Genomic DNA, 18119 nt, shown 5'->3' on the forward strand with positions numbered 1-18119 from the left:
AGGCTTAGCGGCAAAAGCCATCGACCAGGGAGGGCGCTGCATGACGATGCAGCCTGCAAGTACCGAGATCGCATCACGCACGGCGGCGATCATCCAGGATCTGAAAGGCCTTGAAGGCCCGCTGCTGCCGATCCTTCACGGCATCCAGGAAGAGTTCGGCCATGTGCCGCAGGACGCCCTGCCCGTCATCGCCGACGGGCTGAACCTGTCCAGGGCCGAAGTGCACGGCGTCGTCACCTTCTATCATGATTTCCGTGCCCGGCCGGCCGGCCGCCACGTGCTCAAGCTTTGCCAGGCGGAAGCCTGCCAGTCGATGGGTTCGGATGCGGTTGCCGCCAAGATCAAGCAGCTGCTCGGCATCGATTTCCATGAGACCACCAGCGACGGATCTGTTACACTGGAGCCGGTCTATTGCCTCGGGCTTTGCGCCTGTTCGCCTTCGGCGATGCTTGACGGCGAGGTGATCGGGCGGCTCGATGACGACAAGATCGACGAGATCGTTGCCGAGGTGCGCTCATGATCCCCCGCATCTACATTCCCGGCGATTCCGGCGCACTGGCGCTTGGTGCCGAAAAGGTCGCCAAGGCTGTTCGCGCGGAACTCGCCGAGCGCGGCATCGAGGCCAAGATCGTGCGAAACGGGTCGCGCGGCGCCTATTTCCTCGAGCCTATGGTCGAGGTGGCGACCGCCAATGGCCGCGTCGCCTACGGGCCGGTCAAGCCCTCCGACGTCAAGAGCCTGTTCGACAGCGGCTTCCTCACCGGCGGCTACCACAAGCGCTGGCTCGGCGCGCCGGACAAGATCCCCTTTCTGGCCAAACAAACCAGGCTGACCTTCGCGCGCTGCGGCATCAACGACCCGCTGTCGCTCGACGCCTATAAGTCGCTCGGCGGGCTGAAGGGCCTGCAGAACGCGGTGGCCATGGCGCCGGCCGAGATCGTCAAACAGGTCACGGAGTCGGGCCTGCGCGGCCGCGGCGGCGCCGGTTTCCCGACCGGCATCAAATGGAAAACGGTGCTCGATACGGCGGGTGAGCGCAAATACATCGTCTGCAACGCCGACGAGGGCGACAGCGCCACGTTCGCCGACCGCATGATCATGGAAGGCGACCCCTTCGTGCTGATCGAAGGCATGACGATCGCCGGCATCGCCACCGGCGCGACCAAGGGTTTTGTCTATATCCGCTCGGAATATCCGCATGCGGTGGCTGTCATGAACAAGGCCGTCGAAATCGCCCGCAAGGCGGGCGTGCTCGGCCTCAACGTGCTCGGCTCGCCCAACGCTTTCGACATGGAAATCCGCGTCGGCGCCGGCGCCTATGTCTGCGGCGAGGAAACCTCGCTGCTCAACAGCTTAGAAGGCAAGCGCGGCGTGGTGCGCGCCAAGCCGCCGCTGCCGGCGATTCAAGGGTTGTTCGGCAAGCCGACGGTGATCAACAATGTCATCTCGCTGGCTTCCGTCCCTGTCATCATGGACAAGGGTGCCGCCTTCTACAAGGATTTCGGCATGGGCCGCTCGCGCGGCACGATCCCGATCCAGATCGCCGGCAACGTCAAGCATGGCGGCCTGTTCGAAACGGCTTTCGGCCTGACGCTGGGCGAGATCGTCGACGATATCGGCGGCGGCACCGCCACCGGCCGGCCGGTGAAGGCCGTGCAGGTCGGCGGCCCGCTCGGCGCCTATTTCCCGCGCGCGCTGTTCGATACGCCGTTCGACTACGAAGAATTCGCCAAGCGTGATGGACTGATCGGCCATGCCGGGATCACCGTGTTCGACGACACGGCCGACATGCTGAAGCAGGCGCGTTTCGCCATGGAATTCTGCGCCATCGAGAGCTGCGGCAAGTGCACGCCCTGCCGCATCGGCTCGACGCGCGGCGTGGAGGTTCTCGACAAGGTCGCCGCCGGCATCGAGCCGGAAAAGAACCTCGCGCTGGTCACCGACCTCTGCAACACGATGAAGTTCGGGTCGCTCTGCGCGCTGGGCGGCTTCACGCCCTACCCGGTGATGAGTTCGATCACCCATTTTCCCGAGGATTTCAAGCCTGCGCCCGCGCGCGTGGCTGCTGAATAGGAGCTGGCGGATGAACATCAAGGCCGACTTCCCGACACTCATCGAAGAACTCGATTACGGAACCCCGGAATCGAAGGCGCAAAAGCAGGTCACGCTGACCGTCGATGGCCGCAGCATCAGCGTGCCGGAAGGCACATCGATCATGCGCGCGGCGATGGAAGGCGGGGTCGAGATCCCAAAACTCTGCGCCACCGACATGCTGGACTCGTTCGGCTCCTGCCGCGTCTGCCTGGTCGAGATCGAGGGGCGCGGCGGCACGCCGGCGTCCTGCACGACGCCGGTCGGCGAAGGCATGGTGGTCAAAACGCAGTCCGAGCGGCTCGACGCCATTCGGCGCGGCGTCATGGAACTCTATGTCTCCGACCATCCGGCCGGCTGGAACGAGAAGGCTGGAACAGGCGCCAGCGAATTCGACGCGGTGGCGAAGTCGGTCGGCCTGGCCGAGAACCGCTACGGCATCGAGGGCCGCAACCACGTCAAGCAGGAAAATGGCGTCGCGCCCGGCCATGGTTCGCTGGCGGTCGATTACATCGCCCGCGATGAATCCAATCCCTATTTCACCTACGATCCGGCCCAGTGCATCGTCTGCTCGCGCTGCGTGCGCGCCTGCGAGGAGGTGCAAGGCACCTTCGCGCTGACGATCGAAGGCCGCGGTTTCGAATCGCGCATGGTCGCCGGCATGCACGAGGATTTCATCGCCTCCGAATGCGTGTCGTGCGGCGCCTGCGTGCAGGCCTGCCCGACCGATGCGCTGCGCGAGAAGACCGTGCTTGCCAAGGGCCTGCCGGAGCGCTCGGCTGTCACCACCTGCGCCTATTGCGGCGTCGGTTGCTCGTTCAAGGCCGAGGTGAAAGACGACGAAGTCATTCGCATGATGCCCTACAAGGAGGGCAAGGCGAACCACGGCCACTCCTGCGTGAAGGGCCGTTTCGCCTATGGCTACGCCACCCACAAGGACCGCATCCTGTCGCCGATGATCCGCGAGAAGGTCAGCGATCCCTGGCGCGAAGTGAGCTGGGAAGAGGCGATCGCCCACACGGCCAAGGAATTCCGCCGGATCCAGTACCAATACGGACGCACCGCGATCGGCGGCATCACCTCGTCGCGCTGCACCAACGAAGAGACCTATCTCGTGCAGAAGCTGGTGCGCCAGGGCTTCCGCAACAACAACGTCGATACTTGCGCGCGCGTCTGCCATTCGCCGACGGGTTACGGGCTCGGCCAGACCTACGGCACCTCGGCCGGCACACAGGATTTCGATTCTGTCGACTACACCGATGTCGCCGTCATCATCGGCGCCAATCCGGCTACGGCGCACCCGGTCTTTGCGTCGCGGCTGAAGAAGCGGCTGCGCCAGGGCGCCAAGCTGATCGTGCTCGATCCGCGTCGTACCGAAATGGTCAAATCGGCGCATATCGAGGCGGATTATCACCTGCCGCTGAAGCCCGGCACCAATGTTGCGGTACTGACGGCGCTGGCGCATGTCATCGTCACCGAAGGCCTGTTCAACGAGGCCTTCATCCGCGAACGCTGCGACTGGACGGAATTCCAGGACTGGGCGTCCTTCGTCGCCTTGCCGGAAAACAGCCCTGAAACCGTCGGCAAATTGTCGGGCGTCGATCCCGAGCTGATCCGTGGTGCCGCGCGTCTCTACGCCACCGGTGGCAACGGTGCGATCTATTACGGACTGGGCGTGACGGAACATAGCCAGGGCTCGACCACCGTGATGGCGATCGCCAACCTCGCCATGGCGACCGGCAATATCGGCCGACCAGGCGTCGGCGTGAACCCGCTGCGCGGCCAGAACAACGTGCAGGGCTCATGTGACATGGGCTCCTTCCCGCACGAACTGCCGGGCTATCGCCACATCTCGGGCGACGCCGTGCGCGACATCTATGAGAGCCTGTGGGGCGTGAAGCTCGACGACGAGCCGGGCCTGCGCATCCCCAACATGCTGGATGCCGCGGTCGACGGCTCCTTCAAGGGCATCTACATCCAGGGCGAAGACATCCTGCAGTCCGATCCTGACACCAAGCATGTCGCGGCCGGCCTCGCGGCGATGGAATGCGTCGTCGTGCACGATCTCTTCCTCAACGAGACCGCGAACTACGCGCATGTTTTCCTGCCGGGCTCGACCTTCCTCGAGAAGGACGGCACCTTCACCAATGCCGAGCGCCGCATCAACATGGTGCGCAAGGTGCTGGAGCCGAAGGCGCGCTATGCCGACTGGGAAGCGACACAGGAGCTTGCGCGCGCGATCGGGCTCGACTGGAATTACCGGCACCCCTCCGAAATCATGGACGAGATCGCCCAGACGACGCCGAGCTTCGCCGGCGTCTCGTTCGAGCTGCTCGACCGTGTCGGATCGGTGCAATGGCCCTGCAACGAGAAGGCCCCGCTCGGCACGCCGATCATGCATGTCGACGCTTTCGTGCGCGGCAAGGGCAAGTTCATCCGCACCGAATATGTGGCGACCGACGAGCGGACCGGGCCGCGCTTCCCGTTGCTGCTCACCACCGGCCGCATCCTCAGCCAGTACAATGTCGGCGCGCAGACGCGGCGTACCGACAATGTCATGTGGCACAGCGAGGATCGGCTTGAGATCCATCCGCACGACGCCGAGAACCGCGGCGTGCGCGATGGCGACTGGGTGCGGCTGACCAGCCGTTCGGGCGAGACGACGCTGCGGGCGCTGATCACCGACCGGGTGTCGCCGGGCGTGGTCTACACGACGTTCCACCATCCGGACACGCAGGCCAATGTCATCACCACCGACTTCTCCGACTGGGCGACCAATTGTCCGGAGTACAAGGTGACCGCAGTGCAGGTCGGCGCGTCCAATGGCCCGTCGGACTGGCAGCGCGACTATGACGAACAGGCGCGCAACAGCCGCCGTATCGCACCGCTGGAAGCGGCGGAGTAGGGCTTTGGTGTCTCGTCGAGGCGCCCGCCGGCCTATCAGCCAGATTTCCCGCCTGGCACACCGCGCCGGCGGCACGGCTGCCGCCGACCGGATGGTGCCGGAAGAAACGCCGGTGGCGTTCTCCTTTGCCGGCACAACGCATGCGGTGATGATGGCGAGCCCCGCCGATTTCGAGGATTTCGCGCTCGGCTTCTCGCTGACCGAGGGGATCATCGCTTCACCCGAAGAGATCGAGGCGATCGACGTCGAGGATCACGGCGCCGGCATCGACATCCAGATCCGGCTGAAGGACCAGGCCAACACACGCTTCGAGGCGCGGCGCCGAAGGCTTGCCGGGCCGGTCGGCTGCGGGCTGTGCGGCATCGAGTCCATCGAGGAAGCGATGCGTTCGGTCGATGCCGTCGGTGCGTCAAAACTTACGCTTGCTGCCGACGATATCGTGCGCTCCGTCAAGCTGCTGTCGAAGGTGCAACCATTTCATGCCGAGACCGGCGCCGTGCATGCCGCAGGTTTCTATGCCCCCGGCAAGGGCGTCGTCATGGCGCGCGAGGATGTCGGCCGGCACAATGCGCTGGACAAGCTGGCCGGTGCATTGGCCAAAGCCGGCATCGACGGCACTTCGGGCGCCGTCGTGGTGACCAGCCGCGTCTCGGTCGAGATGGTGCAGAAGACGGCGGCCATCGGCGCTGCCTTCATTATCGCCGTCTCGGCGCCGACAGCACTTGCCATTCGCACCGCGCAAGAGGCCGGCATGACGCTGGTGGCGCTGGTGCGCGGCGACGATTTCGATGTTTTCACCCACCCCGAGCGGGTGGTCTTGGGAGTTGCCCAGCATGTCGCATGACGAAGACCACATCACGAGCACCAGCGAAAAGCTGGTGCGCATGGCCAACCAGATCGCGGCCTTTTTCCATTCCAGGCCGCGTGAGGAAGGTGTTGCCGGCGTCGCCGAGCACATCAACAAGTTCTGGGAACCGAGGATGCGGCGCCAGTTCTTCGAGATGCTGGACAGCGGCGGCGAAGGCTTCGACGAACTCGTCGTGGTGGCCGCGGCCAGGATCAAGCGGCCGATCACGCCGGCCGAGGCCGATCTCAAGCTCGGGCTGAAGCCCTCCCCGGCCGACATCGCCGCCTCGCAGAAATAGCCGCAGGGCCGCGCGAGCTTATATTCCTGCCTGCTAAAGTTTAAGCTGCCGCTATCGAAGCGGCTCTGCTATGGTCGACGATCAGAAATCGTCAGGCCGGGCGGAAGAACTCGTGAGGCCGATCGAGACCCGATATGCCCTCAGTGGCGAGGTGCGGATCGCCTATCAGGTGGTCGGCCAGGGTTCGTTTGATCTCGTCTTCGTGCCGGGCTTCATTTCCAATCTCGACCTGCATTGGGAAGACGAGGGCTACACCAGGCTCTTGAAACGGCTTTCGGCGTTCTCGCGGCTGATCCTGTTCGACAAGCGCGGAACCGGGCTGTCCGACCGTGTCGATATCCATCACCTGCCCAGCTTAGAGACCCGCATGGACGATGTGCGCGCGGTGATGGATGCGGCCGGCAGCGGCCGTGCCGCAATCCTCGGCGCCTCCGAAGGCGCACCTATGGCGATGCTGTTCGCCGCCACCTATCCTGAGCGGACACGCGCGCTCGTCCTTTATGGCGGCTATGCGCATTTCCACAAATGGGTGATGCCGCCGGAGCGGCTCGAAGCCTTCATCGCAATGGCCGAAACGGCCTGGGGCACCGGCGCCACCTTGCCCAATTTCGCGCCGGGCAGGGTCGATGACGCCCGTTTTTCAAACTGGTGGGCGCGCTTCGAGCGCCTGTCGGCGAGCCCGACCGCGGCAGCGGCCCTGGCGCGGATGAACGCGGAGATCGATATACGCGGCGTGCTGGCGGCGATCGGCGCGCCGACGCTGCTGATCCATCGCCGCAACGATGTGCGGGTCGATCCCGACGCCAGCCGCTTCCTGGCGAGGAAGATCCCCAACGCGCGGCTGGTCGAAATCCCGGGACGCGACCATCCGATCTGGACCGGCGATGTCGACCGGGTGGCCGACCTGATCGAGGAATTCCTGACCGGCGAGCGAGCCGTGGCGGAAGCGGAACGCGTCCTTGCCGCGCTTCTTGTGACCCGAATCTACGATACGGCCCGGCTCGGCGATCGGATGTGGAGCGAACGCAGCCAGCATTTCCATGAGACATGGCGGACAGTTGTGGCGCGCCATGGCGGGCGCTGCGTCGATATGCACGGCGAAATGATGATTTCACGCTTCGACGGCCCCGGCCGTGCCTTGCGCTGCGCGGCGGCGCTGCGTGACGCGGCGCAGCAAATCGGCGTGGCGAGCGCACAGGGGGCGCATGTCGGCGAGATTGAGCTGCGCGGCCCCCCTGCAGGATTGGCAAGCCGCGTGGCGATACAACTCGCCGCTCACGCCGGGCGCGGCGAGATACTGGCGTCACGACTGGTCGCCGATCTTGCAGTCGGCTCGGGACTTCATTTCGCCGATGGCGGGCGTGTCGGCATCGACGAACTGGACGAGCCGCTGGCGCTTGTGTTCGCAATGTCCGAACAGCACCTGGAACCGGCCTGCCGGCCCAAGGTCAAGGCGGCCGAACCGGCTTGCCTGACCGCACGCGAGAGCGAGGTCGTGAATTTGATCGCCGACGGCAAGAGCAATGCCGCTATCGCCGCCGAACTCAGGCTGAGCGAGCACACGGTCAAGCGCCACGTCGCCAACATACTGCTCAAGCTCGACCTGCCATCGCGAGCGGCAGCAGCGGCATTTTCCGCCAGGCAGACTGGCCCGGACGGGCCATGAGAGCCATGGCGCTTTCGGGCGAAGCGGGCCACCGATGTAAGGGCTATCAATTTCCCCATGCAGGCCAAGGCGGATATTGCCGGGAAAGGCGCTGCGAACGGAGGATTAAATGCTCCAGTCAAAACTGAATGTCAGATCGCTTGTGATCGCGGCAGGCATTGGCGCGCTGTTCACGTTCGCTCCGGCGAGAGCCGAGGACGCATCGGCGACGGCTGCCTATAAGGACATCCAGGCGACGCTTGGCTCGGTGCCGGACATGTTCAAGACGCTGCCCGACGTCGCCATCGCCGGCGCCTGGGCCGAGATCAAGGGCGTCCAGCTCAACCCGAAAACCGCGCTCGACGGCAAGACCAAGGAGCTGATGGGGCTCGCCGTCGCGTCACAGATCCCGTGCCAGTATTGCATCTATTTCCACACCGAGGCCGCCAAGCTCAACGGCGCGAGCGACGAGGAGATCAAGGAGACGATCGCGATGGCGGCAATCGTGCGCCATTGGTCAACGATCCTCAACGGCAGCCAGGTCGATCTCGCGACCTTCAAGAAGCAGACCGATGATGTGTTCGCCGCCGTCAAGGCGAAATCGCAGTGAAAACCGCTGCCTGGCGATGAGCGCCGGGCGACATTCATGAGCATCAACCGCCCGATCGTGAAGACGGGCACATGGAGGATAAAATGCTGACCAAGACTCACGCTGTGGATGGCCCGGCGATCAAGAAGGCGATCGAAGCCCGAGATGGAAAGATGCTGTCGAGCTTCTATGCCGACGATGCGCTGGTGCGGGTGATCGACCGCAACAACCCGCCGAGCAAGCCACGCGAAATCCGCGGGCGCGCGGCGATCACGACGTTCTGGGACGACATCTGCAGTCGCGCGATGACCCACAAGGTCGACACCACCATCGCCAGCGGCGACAGCCTCGCCTTCACCCAGGCCTGCGCCTATCCGGACGGCACCAAAGTGTTCGCCGCGGCGATGCTGGAGCTGAAGAACGGGCAGATCGCACGGCAGACCGTCGTGCAGGCCTGGGACGAGTAGATCAACCGCGGAGCCTGTCCATCCCGACGGAATCGGGATGGAGCTCTGTTTCAGTGCTGGAGCATGATCTTTTCCAAAAACCGAACACCACTTTTCGGGACCATGCTTTGGCCGCAACCAGGAGGAGAAGAAGATGTTCAGCGCCAGATGGCAGATCGACGCCAAGTTCGGACAAAAGCAGACCGTGCTCGAACTGCTGAAGAAATGGGAAAGCGAGATCGGCTCGCAGGTCGGCCTCGCCGACCTGCAATTCCAGATCATGACCGGATCGATCGGTGCCCGGGAAGCGACGGTCGAGTCGCATCACCAGGTCGAGAGCCTGGCCCAGTTGGAGGCGTTCTTCGCCAAGATCGCCAAGATCGACGCGCATGCCAAATGGGGCAAGGAGATGGAGCCCTATGTCGTATCAGGCACCAGCCTGTGGCAGATCTACCGCATCGTCGAATAGGTTGATTGTGGAATAGCCGCGGCCGGGCGCTAAGGGGTGGCGGCGGGCACGAGAGAAGGTGGGGCGGCCGCCTTCATCATGCCGTGAACCCCCAGCGCATGATGCCGAAAAGTGCGGCGGTTTTCGGACGACATCATGCTCTATCTCGTCGATTTGGGACGAGAGGGCATGCCCCCACGGCCAGGTCCGAGCTCAGCTTCGGGCCACCCGGCCTATGGCTCTCCCGGGCCATAGGTCAGTGGCCCTTTCGGGCGAAGCAGTGGGGATCGGATCGGTGCAATGTGCTCTTCCTGCACATCCAACGCATCCGTCCGGTGAGGCGGCACAAACGAAGCAACAAAATGCGTCGCCGCGACGCCGCAAGTCGCCGGCGCAATCAAGGGAGCAAACCGATGACCGATGAAACCCATGCGAAACTGCGTGAGGGCCTGCGCGGGGAACTGATCCTGCGTGACCATGCCGGATATGATGAGGCGCGCAAGGTCTACAACGGCATGATCGAAAAGCATCCGCTGCTGATTGCACGCTGCGCCGATGTCGCCGACGTGATCACTGCCGTGAAATACGCGCGCGAAAACAATCTCCTGATCGCCGTGCGCGGCGGAGGCCACAACGGCGCCGGGTTGGGTAGTTGCGACAACGGTCTCGTCATCGACCTGTCGATGATGAAGGGGGTCCATGTCGACCCGAAAACGCGCACTGTGAGGGTCGCGCCCGGCTGCACTTCGGGCGACGTGGACCATGCCACCCATCCTTTCGCGCTCGCTGTTCCGTTCGGCATCGTCTCGACCACGGGTGTTGCCGGCCTCACTCTCGGCGGAGGGACGGGCTATCTCACGCGCAGATACGGTCTCACCATCGACAATCTGATCGAGGCCGATCTGGTGCTGGCCGATGGCAGCGTGGTGAGGGCCAGCAAAAGCGAGAATCCCGACTTGTTCTGGGCGCTCCGGGGCGGCGGCGGCAATTTCGGCGTCGTGACCAGCTTCCTGTTCCAGGCCCATCCTGTGAACATGATCTTCGGGGGCCCGGTATTCTGGGAGGCCAAGGACGCTCTGGCTGTCATGCGTACCTATCGCGACTACCTGCCGGAAGCACCGGAAGATCTCGGTGCCTTTGTCGGCCTGAAGTCCGTCCCGTCGACCGATCCCTTCCCGCGCGAGCATTGGGGCAAGCGCGCCTGCGCCATCATCTCCTGCTACAACGGCACGGAGGAAGACGGTCGCAAGGCCATGGCGCCGCTGTTGGATACCTTGCCGCCGCCGATCTTCAACTGGATGGGCGTGATGCCGTACCCGGCGCTGCAGGCGCTATTCGATCCGCTGCTTCCGAAAGGCTTGCAGTGGTATTGGAAGGGCGATTTCGTCAAGTCGCTTCCTGACGAAGCCATCGCGACCCATATCGTGCAGGCCGCCGAGGCGCCCAGCGAATTGTCGCTCATGCATCTTTACCCGATCGACGGCGCCGTGCGCCGCGTCGGCAAGGACGAGACTGCCTGGAACGCTCGCGACGCAAGCTGGTCAATGGTCATCGCCGCCATCGATCCCGATCCCGGCAAGGCCGCCGACCTCACCAAGTGGGCCAAGAACTATTGGGCGAGCATCCATCCCCACAATGGCGAAGGCGGCTACGTGAATTTCATGATGGAGGACGAAGGGGAAGCGCGCGTGCGGGCGAGCTATGGCGCCAATTATGAGCGGCTGAGCGAGGTGAAGCGGACCTATGACCCATCCAACGTCTTCCGGGTCAACCAGAACATCAAGCCCGCGACATCGGCGGAAGGCAGGACGGCTGCCTAGACTGCAATCTAATGCGGGAACCGCAAATGGTGGAACGGCACGCTGACGACCCCTGCCACTGAAGGGGTCGTCAGCACCGCCCGGCGATGGCCTGCTTGACAGAAAGAGGACAAATTACCCGTGCGCCACCATGACGTGGCGCACTGCGGTGTAGTCCTCCAACGCATAGAGCGACATGTCCTTGCCGTAGCCGGACTGCTTCAGCCCGCCATGCGGCATTTCGTTGGTCAGCATGAAATGGGTGTTGATCCAGGTGCAGCCATATTGCAGGCGGGCGGCCGTCGCCATGGCGCGTGAGACGTCCTTCGTCCACACCGACGACGCCAGGCCATAGTCGCTGTCATTGGCCCAGTTCACCGCCTCGTCGACTTCCGTGAAACGGGTGATCGACACAACCGGGCCGAAGACTTCGCGGCGCACGATCTCGTCTTCCTGCAGCGCACCGGCAACGACGGTCGGCTGGTAGTAGAAGCCGGTGCCCTCGCCCGGCTTGCCTCCGGTGGTGATCTCGATGTGCTTCAGTTCCGAGGCGCGCTCGACGAAGCTCGAGACGCGGTCGCGCTGGCGGCGCGAGATCAGCGGCCCGATCTCGTTCTCCGTATCGTCCGGGCGGTTGAATTTGATGGTCGAGACAGCCGACGAAAGGTCGGCGACCAGTTTGTCGTAGACTTTCTTGCCGGCATAGATGCGGCAGGCAGCGGTGCAGTCCTGACCGGCATTGTAATAGCCGAAGGCGCGCAGGCCTGCGACGACGGCGCCAAGATCGGCGTCGTCGAAGACGATGACCGGCGCCTTGCCGCCAAGCTCAAGATGCGTGCGCTTGACCGACTTGGCGGCCGCCTGCAGCACCTTCTTGCCGGTGGCGACATCGCCGGTGATCGAGATCATGTTGACTTTGGGGTGATTGATCAGCGTGTTGCCGACGCTGTCGCCACGGCCGAGCACGACATTGACGACGCCTTCGGGCAGGATTTCGGCGAGAATCTTCGCCAGCTTGAGTGCCGTCAGCGGCGTCTGCTCCGACGGCTTGAAGACGACGGTGTTGCCGCCGGCGATCGCTGGCGCGAGCTTCCAGGCCATCATCATCAGCGGATAGTTCCAGGGCGCGATCGAGGCGACGATGCCGATCGGGTCGCGCCGCACCATCGAGGTGTGGCCTGGCAGATATTCGCCGGCTACGACACCCGGCATCGAGCGGACAGCGCCGGCGAAGAAGCGGTAGCAGTCGACAATGGCCGGTATCTCGTCATTAAGCACGGAATTGATCGGCTTGCCGCAGTTCAGCGCCTCGAGAGCGGCGAATTCCTTGGCCTCGGCTTCAATGCGGTTGGCGATTTTGAGCAGATAAGCCGAACGCTGCGCCGGCGTCGTGCGCGACCACAAGACGAACGCTTGTTCGGCCGCCGCCACCGCCGCCTCGATCTGCGCCTGACTGGCTTCGGGCAGGTTGAGGATGGTCGCCCCGGTCTTCGGATTGAGGATCTGCTCCTCCGCGTCCGTGCCCTTCTCGAATTTCGAGCCGATCAGCATCTGGGTGTCCATTGGGTTCTCCTTGAGCAGAAGCGAGTAGCGAGTAGCGAGTAGCGAGTAGGGTTTGACCGTCGACGTCCCCTATTCGCTATTGGCTACTCCCTATTCGCCGTTTTTCATTTCCCGCTTCCGGCGATCTGGTCGCCGTCGCGGGTGAGGTAATAGGCAAACAGGATGGGCAGCAGCGTCACCAGCACGACGACCATGGCCACGACATTGGTGACCGGGCGCTGGCGCGGACGGATCAGTTCCTCCAGCATCCAGATCGGCACGGTCTGCTGCTGGCCGGCGGTGAAGGTGGTGACGATGACTTCGTCAAAAGACAAAGCGAAGGCCAGCATGCCGCCGGCAAGGAGCGCCGTGGCGATGTTGGGCAGCACGATGTGCCGGAAGGTCTGGAAGCCATCGGCGCCGAGATCCATCGAGGCTTCGATCATCGAGCCGGAGGTGCGGCGGAAGCGGGCGACCGCATTGTTGTAGACGACGACCACGCAGAAGGTGGCGTGGCCGAGCACGATCGTCCAGAACGAGAAGGGAATGTCGGCGAGCGCGAAGGCTGAGCGCAGGGCGATGCCGGTGATGATGCCGGGCAGCGCGATGGGCAGGATAACCAGCAGCGAAATGGTTTCGCGGCCGAAGAATTTTGTCCGCGACACCGCGGCGGCGCACAATGTTCCGAGCACCAGTGCGATCGCGGTCGAGATGGCGGCGACGCGCACCGACAGCGACAGCGCCTCCCAGACATCGGGGCGGTTCCAGGTGACGGCGAACCACTGCGTGGTCAGCCCGGGAGGCGGCCAGACGAAGCTCTTCTCTTCCGTCGTGAAGGCATAGACGAAGATCAGCAGGATCGGCAGATGCAGGAACAGCAGGCCGCAGGCGGCAGCGATCTTCAGGCTGACAGGGGCCGATTGTGAGCGATCAGAGCGCATCGAAAGCCCCCATGCGCTTGGCGCCCCAGAGATAGAAGCCCATGATGACAATGGGCACCACAGTGAAGGCGGCGGCGAGCGGTATGTTGCCGGCGGTGCCCTGCTGCGAGTAGACGGCCTGGCCGATGAACAGGCGCGAGGTGCCGATGATCTGCGGGATGATGTAGTCGCCCAATGTCAGCGAGAAGGTGAAGATCGAGCCCGCGACAATGCCGGGCAGCGCCAGCGGGAACAGCACGTTGCGGAACGTCTGGCCGGGCGACGCGCCGAGATCGGACGAGGCCTCGACCAGATTGCCGGGCACGCGCTCGAGCGCCGCCTGAACCGGCAGGATCATGAAGGGCAGCCAGACATAGACGAAGACGATGAAGGTGCCGGTGAACGACACCGACAGCGAGTTGCCGCCGACGACCGGCAACGCCAGCCAGGCATCGAGCACCCACAGCAAATGCAGCTTGGCGAGCAGCCAGGTGAGGATGCCTTCCTTGGCCAGGATCAGCTTCCAGGCATAGATCTTGACCAGGTAGCTCGACCACAGCGGCAGCATGACGCCGAGATAGAACAGCGCCTTCCAGCGGCCGCGCGCATAACGGGCGGCATAGTAGGCGATCGGAAAGGCGACGATGGCCGAGGCCAGCGTGACCAGTGCCGCCATCGTCACCGTACGCAGGATGATGTCGAGATTGGAGGCCTGGAGCAGGTCGCCATAGGTCTTCAAAGTGAACTGGCGGTTGATGAGGCCGGAGAACTCGTCGATGGAAAAGAAGCTCTGTGCCAGCAGTGCGAAGAGCGAGCCGATATAGACGATGCCGAGCCACAGCACCGGCGGCAGCAGCATGAGAAGCAGAAGCAGTTGCGGCCTGCGCCAGAAGAGGTCCGACAGCGCACCGCGCATGCCGCCGCTGCCGGGCAGGATGGCGGGGGCGGGATTGGAGTTGAGCGCGGCGATCGTCATGGCGCGCCTACGATGTCGATTGAATCAATGGCGGCAAGGCCGCGCTCTACGTCGCCCCCCTCTGTCCTGCCGGACATCTCCCCCTCAAGGGGGGAGATTGGCAATTTCTCGGCCTCGCCAATTCTGCGACGCTGGAAATTGGCGAAACCGGAGGGGGCAGCCGATCTCCCCCCTTGAGGGGGAGATGTCCGGCAGGACAGAGGGGGGCGCTTAGCGCAAACGTTCATCATGCCGGCTCGTCCATCAGGTGCAGGCTCTCGCGGTTGAAGGTCAGCACCACCGCCTCGCCTTCCTCCGGCAGGGCGGTGCCGGCCGGCACCACGGCGTGCAGCTTCAACCCGTCGGCATCGAGCGCCAGCCTGGTGGTGGCGCCGAGATAGTTGGTCGAGACGAGGCGCGCGGCGACGCCTTCGCCGCTGGCGGCGCGGCCGACGCGGATGGATTCGGGGCGAAGGCTCCCCCAGCGGTGCTGGCCGGAATAGCGCTGGACGAAGTCCGGCGGCAGCACGTTGGAGGAGCCGACGAAATCGGCAACGAAGCGTGTGCGAGGCCGCTGATAGATGTCCTCCGGCGTGCCGATCTGCATGATCCTGCCGTCGTTGAAGACGGCGACGCGATCGGCCATCGACAGCGCTTCGCCCTGGTCATGGGTGACGAAGACGAAGGTGATGCCGAGCGCCTTCTGCAGCGACTTCAGCTCTTCCTGCATGTTCTCGCGCAGCTTGAGGTCGAGCGCGCCGAGCGGCTCGTCGAGCAGCAGCACCTTGGGCTGGTTGACCAGCGCGCGGGCGAGCGCGACACGCTGGCGCTGGCCGCCGGAAAGCTGGCCGGGGCGGCGGGCGCCATAGCCGGGCAGCCGCACCAGAGACAGCGCTTCCTCAGCCGCCTTGTGCCGCTCGGCCTTGCCGACGCCCTTGACCATCAGTCCGTAGGCGACGTTGTCGAGCACATTGAGATGCGGGAACAGCGCATAGTCCTGGAAGACGGTGTTGACGTTGCGGCGATAGGGCGGCACGCCCTCGGCGCGTTCGCCGAAGATCGAGATCGACCCCGCCGTCGGCTGCTCGAAGCCTGCGATGAGGCGCAGGCATGTCGTCTTGCCGGAACCGGACGGCCCGAGCATGGCGAAGAACTCGCCCGGCGCGATGTCGAGATCGACCGCGTCGACGGCACGAACGCTGCCGAAATGGCGCGAGAGTTTTTGGAACGAAACGGCTGGGGTCATGGGCTGTCAGTCTGTTGCCGGGTCAAACGAAGACGAATTCGCGCGCCGCTTCACCTCCCCCTCGATGGGCGAGGTCGCGGCGAAGCCGCGGGTGGGGGTGATTTCACAAGCAAAACCGTGTCAGAGCAGACCCCCACCCCGACGCTGCGCGTCGACCCTCCCCACAAGGGGGAGGGTAAGAGAAATCACCGTCCGCCGATGACGCCGATATAGTCCGACACCCAGCGGTAGTACGGCACGCACTGGTCGTTCTGGGTGACGCATTTCGAGACCGGCGTCTTCCAGAACTTGATCTTGTCGAAATTGTCGTAGCCGTTGGTCTTGCAGCCTTCCTCGCCGAGCAATTCGTTGCCCTTGCAGGCGGCTGGCACGACCGGCAGCGAGCCGAACCAGGCCGAGACATCGCCCTGCACCTTCGGCGACAGCGAATGTTCGAGCCACATATAGGCGCAGTTCGGGTGGGCCGCATCGGCTTCCATCATGGTGGTGTCGGCCCAGCCGGTGACGCCTTCTTCCGGCACGGTCGAGGCGACCGGCTTCTTGGCGGCGACCAGCGTGTTGACCTGATACGGCCACGAGCCCGAGGCGACGACGCCTTCATTCTGGAAATCGTCGACCTGGATGGCGGCATCGTGCCAGTAGCGCCCGACCAGCGTGCGCTGGACGCGCAGCAGGTCGAGCGCTGCCTTGTACTGGTCCTCGTTCAGCTCGTAGGGGTCCTTGATGCCGAGTTCCGGCTTGTGGAACATCAGATAGTTGGCGGCGTCCGCGATGTGGATCGGGCCGTCATAGGCCTGAACGCGGCCCTTGTTGGACTTGCCGTCGGGCAGCTTCATCTCCTCGAAAACGACGTTCCAGCTCTTCGGCGCTTCCTTGAACACCTCGGTGTTATACATCAGGATGTTCGGCCCCCACTGATAGGGAACGCCGTAGTGGACCTTGTCGACCGTGAACCAGGGCGCGTCCTTCAGCCGGTCGTCGACCGACTTCCAGCTCGGGATGAGATCGGTGTTGATCGGCTGCACGCGCTTGCCGGCGACGAGGCGCAGCGAGGCATCGCCCGAAGCCGTGACCAGATCGAAGCCGCCCTCGTTCATCAGCGAGACCATCTCATCCGACGTGTTGGCGGTCTTGACGTTGACCTTGCAGCCGCTTTCCTTCTCGAAGGCAGTGACCCAGTCATAACCCTTGTCGGTCTCGCCGCGCTCGATATAGCCAGGCCAAGCAACGATATTGACCTGGCCTTCGCCCTTGCCGAGTTCCTTGACCTGGGCGATGGCCTGGCCGGAGAAGGTCAGCGCGACCGTCAGCGCAGTGCATGACTTCAGGAATGAATTCATCATCGATCTCCCATTTGAGGGGCCGCGCTGCTGTGGCGGCTTTGTTCCCTGGAGGGAAAGTGCTTTGAAAACTCCGGTTTCGCAAATTCATTTATCAGAAGGGCGGTATCGGTTTTTCCGATAGGTAGCGCTGGATCAGAGGCGCTGACGGACCATCCGTTGCGACTGGGCAAGCCCGATGAAGTCGCGCGCCGCCTGCGGCAGGCCTGAGCCGCGCCGCCAGACCATGCCGACCTGCACCACCGGCAAAGAGCCGGAAATGTCGCGCGATTCGATGCGGTCGCCTTCCAGCGACCATGGTCGATATACGAGATCGGGCAGCAGCGCGACACCCGCACCGGTGGCGACAAGGCTGCGCACCGCTTCCACGGACCGGGTGCGGAAGGCGACATACGGCTTGGCGCCGATAGCCGTCAAAAGCTTGCCCGTATTCTCCTCGATCTCGTCGACGGTGAGCATGATCAGCGGCTCGCCGGCAATGTCGCCAATGCCGATGATGTCGGCGCCGGCGAGCGAATGGCCGAGCGGCAGCCACAGGCGGTAGGCCGAGACCTCGAGGATTTCCGATTGCAGCGCGGTACGGTCGCGCAGATTGGATGTAACCATGACGGCGATGTCCAGCTTGCCGCCGATCAGGAGATGTTCGAGGTAGTCGCCATTGTCCTCGATTGCCGAGACCTCGACGCCCGGATAGGCGCGGCGGTAGCGGGCAAGCAGGTCCGACAGCACATAGCCGGCGACCAGCGAGGTGACGCCGAGCTGCAGCCGGCCACCGGCCGCCGCCTGCTCGCCGGAAAAAGAGCGGCGTGCATCGGAAACGTCGGCGAGGATCTTGGTCGCGTGGCGCAGGAACTGGTGGCCCTTATGGGTGATGTTGAGGCCGCGCGGGTGGCGCTCGAACAGTTCGACGCCAAGATCGCTTTCGAGTTCCTTGATCGCTTCGGTGACGGAGGATTGCGAGATGGAGAGGTTTTGGGCGGCACCCGAGACCGTACCTTGCTCGGCGACGGCGATGAAGAACTGCAACTGGCGGATGGTGAAGGCCATG

At 64.0% G+C, this 18119-nt stretch carries 16 protein-coding genes; 10 read left to right on the plus strand and 6 right to left on the minus strand.

Annotation, left to right across the window (positions count from 1 at the left end; all coding sequences use genetic code 11):
- The first annotated feature begins 40 nt into the window (after window positions 1-40).
- From JT360_RS18020 to JT360_RS18065, 10 genes are all read left to right on the plus strand, one after another.
- Window positions 41-520 (plus strand): formate dehydrogenase subunit gamma, encoded by a 480-nt coding sequence (locus JT360_RS18020; RefSeq protein ID WP_214473064.1) that lies wholly within the window; start codon window positions 41-43, stop codon window positions 518-520.
- Window positions 517-2073 carry a formate dehydrogenase beta subunit gene (locus tag JT360_RS18025; RefSeq protein WP_214473065.1) on the plus strand — a complete coding sequence of 519 codons (1557 nt, stop codon included), beginning with the start codon at window positions 517-519 and terminating at the stop codon, window positions 2071-2073. The genes JT360_RS18020 and JT360_RS18025 overlap by 4 nt, the downstream gene beginning before the upstream one ends.
- 10 nt (window positions 2074-2083) lie before the next feature.
- Window positions 2084-4996, plus strand: a complete 2913-nt coding sequence (gene fdhF / locus JT360_RS18030; protein WP_214473066.1) for a formate dehydrogenase subunit alpha — start codon at window positions 2084-2086, stop codon at window positions 4994-4996.
- A gap of 7 nt (window positions 4997-5003) precedes the next feature.
- Window positions 5004-5840, plus strand: coding sequence for a formate dehydrogenase accessory sulfurtransferase FdhD (gene fdhD, locus JT360_RS18035; protein ID WP_214473069.1), 837 nt, complete (start codon window positions 5004-5006; stop codon window positions 5838-5840).
- A complete protein-coding gene (locus JT360_RS18040) occupies window positions 5830-6141 on the plus strand; it encodes a formate dehydrogenase subunit delta (protein ID WP_214473071.1) in 312 nt (103 codons plus the stop codon). Before fdhD ends, JT360_RS18040 begins: the two co-directional genes overlap by 11 nt.
- 70 nt (window positions 6142-6211) lie before the next feature.
- Entirely contained in the window at window positions 6212-7807 is a 1596-nt protein-coding gene (locus tag JT360_RS18045) for an alpha/beta fold hydrolase (RefSeq protein WP_250888885.1), read from the plus strand.
- A 109-nt stretch (window positions 7808-7916) separates the two neighbouring features.
- Window positions 7917-8396: a carboxymuconolactone decarboxylase family protein gene (locus tag JT360_RS18050; RefSeq protein ID WP_214473072.1), complete on the plus strand. Its 480-nt coding sequence runs from the start codon at window positions 7917-7919 to the stop codon at window positions 8394-8396.
- An 83-nt stretch (window positions 8397-8479) separates the two neighbouring features.
- A complete protein-coding gene (locus JT360_RS18055) occupies window positions 8480-8842 on the plus strand; it encodes a nuclear transport factor 2 family protein (protein ID WP_214473073.1) in 363 nt (120 codons plus the stop codon).
- Between the two features lie 133 nt (window positions 8843-8975).
- Window positions 8976-9290: a hypothetical protein gene (locus tag JT360_RS18060; RefSeq protein WP_214473079.1), complete on the plus strand. Its 315-nt coding sequence runs from the start codon at window positions 8976-8978 to the stop codon at window positions 9288-9290.
- A 392-nt stretch (window positions 9291-9682) separates the two neighbouring features.
- Entirely contained in the window at window positions 9683-11089 is a 1407-nt protein-coding gene (locus tag JT360_RS18065) for an FAD-binding oxidoreductase (protein WP_214473081.1), read from the plus strand.
- Between the two features lie 114 nt (window positions 11090-11203).
- Here the strand turns inward: JT360_RS18065 and JT360_RS18070 are convergent, their stop codons facing one another.
- The 6 genes from JT360_RS18070 to JT360_RS18095 form a co-directional block, all read right to left on the minus strand.
- A complete protein-coding gene (locus JT360_RS18070) occupies window positions 11204-12631 on the minus strand; it encodes a gamma-aminobutyraldehyde dehydrogenase (protein WP_214473083.1) in 1428 nt (475 codons plus the stop codon).
- Between the two features lie 104 nt (window positions 12632-12735).
- Window positions 12736-13551 (minus strand): ABC transporter permease, encoded by an 816-nt coding sequence (locus JT360_RS18075; RefSeq protein ID WP_214473084.1) that lies wholly within the window; start codon window positions 13549-13551, stop codon window positions 12736-12738.
- On the minus strand, window positions 13541-14506 hold the full coding sequence (locus JT360_RS18080; RefSeq protein WP_214473085.1) for an ABC transporter permease: 966 nt from the start codon (window positions 14504-14506) through the stop codon (window positions 13541-13543). Before JT360_RS18080 ends, JT360_RS18075 begins: the two co-directional genes overlap by 11 nt.
- Before the next feature lie 226 nt (window positions 14507-14732).
- Complete coding sequence (locus JT360_RS18085) at window positions 14733-15731, minus strand: ABC transporter ATP-binding protein (RefSeq protein WP_214473086.1); 999 nt, start codon at window positions 15729-15731, stop codon at window positions 14733-14735.
- Between the two features lie 185 nt (window positions 15732-15916).
- The gene (locus JT360_RS18090; protein ID WP_214473087.1) at window positions 15917-17071 is read right to left on the minus strand and encodes an ABC transporter substrate-binding protein; all 1155 of its coding nucleotides are present in this window, start codon (window positions 17069-17071) and stop codon (window positions 15917-15919) included.
- Window positions 17072-17206: 135 nt separating this feature from the next.
- Window positions 17207-18118 (minus strand): LysR family transcriptional regulator, encoded by a 912-nt coding sequence (locus JT360_RS18095; protein WP_214473088.1) that lies wholly within the window; start codon window positions 18116-18118, stop codon window positions 17207-17209.
- Window position 18119 lies beyond the last annotated feature (1 nt).

Source organism: Mesorhizobium sp. dw_380 (assembly GCF_018588885.1).
Lineage (GTDB): Bacteria > Pseudomonadota > Alphaproteobacteria > Rhizobiales > Rhizobiaceae > Mesorhizobium.

Coding starts and splice junctions, on each gene's coding strand:
- JT360_RS18065 (WP_214473081.1), top strand. CDS start 9,683: ATGACCGATGAAACCCATGCGAAACTGCGTGAGGGCCTGCGCGGGGAA.
- JT360_RS18070 (WP_214473083.1), bottom strand. CDS start 12,631: ATGGACACCCAGATGCTGATCGGCTCGAAATTCGAGAAGGGCACGGAC.
- JT360_RS18085 (WP_214473086.1), bottom strand. CDS start 15,731: ATGACCCCAGCCGTTTCGTTCCAAAAACTCTCGCGCCATTTCGGCAGC.
- JT360_RS18080 (WP_214473085.1), bottom strand. CDS start 14,506: ATGACGATCGCCGCGCTCAACTCCAATCCCGCCCCCGCCATCCTGCCC.
- JT360_RS18040 (WP_214473071.1), top strand. CDS start 5,830: ATGTCGCATGACGAAGACCACATCACGAGCACCAGCGAAAAGCTGGTG.
- JT360_RS18020 (WP_214473064.1), top strand. CDS start 41: ATGACGATGCAGCCTGCAAGTACCGAGATCGCATCACGCACGGCGGCG.
- fdhF (WP_214473066.1), top strand. CDS start 2,084: ATGAACATCAAGGCCGACTTCCCGACACTCATCGAAGAACTCGATTAC.
- JT360_RS18055 (WP_214473073.1), top strand. CDS start 8,480: ATGCTGACCAAGACTCACGCTGTGGATGGCCCGGCGATCAAGAAGGCG.
- JT360_RS18025 (WP_214473065.1), top strand. CDS start 517: ATGATCCCCCGCATCTACATTCCCGGCGATTCCGGCGCACTGGCGCTT.
- JT360_RS18090 (WP_214473087.1), bottom strand. CDS start 17,071: ATGAATTCATTCCTGAAGTCATGCACTGCGCTGACGGTCGCGCTGACC.
- JT360_RS18095 (WP_214473088.1), bottom strand. CDS start 18,118: ATGGCCTTCACCATCCGCCAGTTGCAGTTCTTCATCGCCGTCGCCGAG.
- JT360_RS18050 (WP_214473072.1), top strand. CDS start 7,917: ATGCTCCAGTCAAAACTGAATGTCAGATCGCTTGTGATCGCGGCAGGC.
- JT360_RS18060 (WP_214473079.1), top strand. CDS start 8,976: ATGTTCAGCGCCAGATGGCAGATCGACGCCAAGTTCGGACAAAAGCAG.
- JT360_RS18075 (WP_214473084.1), bottom strand. CDS start 13,551: ATGCGCTCTGATCGCTCACAATCGGCCCCTGTCAGCCTGAAGATCGCT.
- JT360_RS18045 (WP_250888885.1), top strand. CDS start 6,212: ATGGTCGACGATCAGAAATCGTCAGGCCGGGCGGAAGAACTCGTGAGG.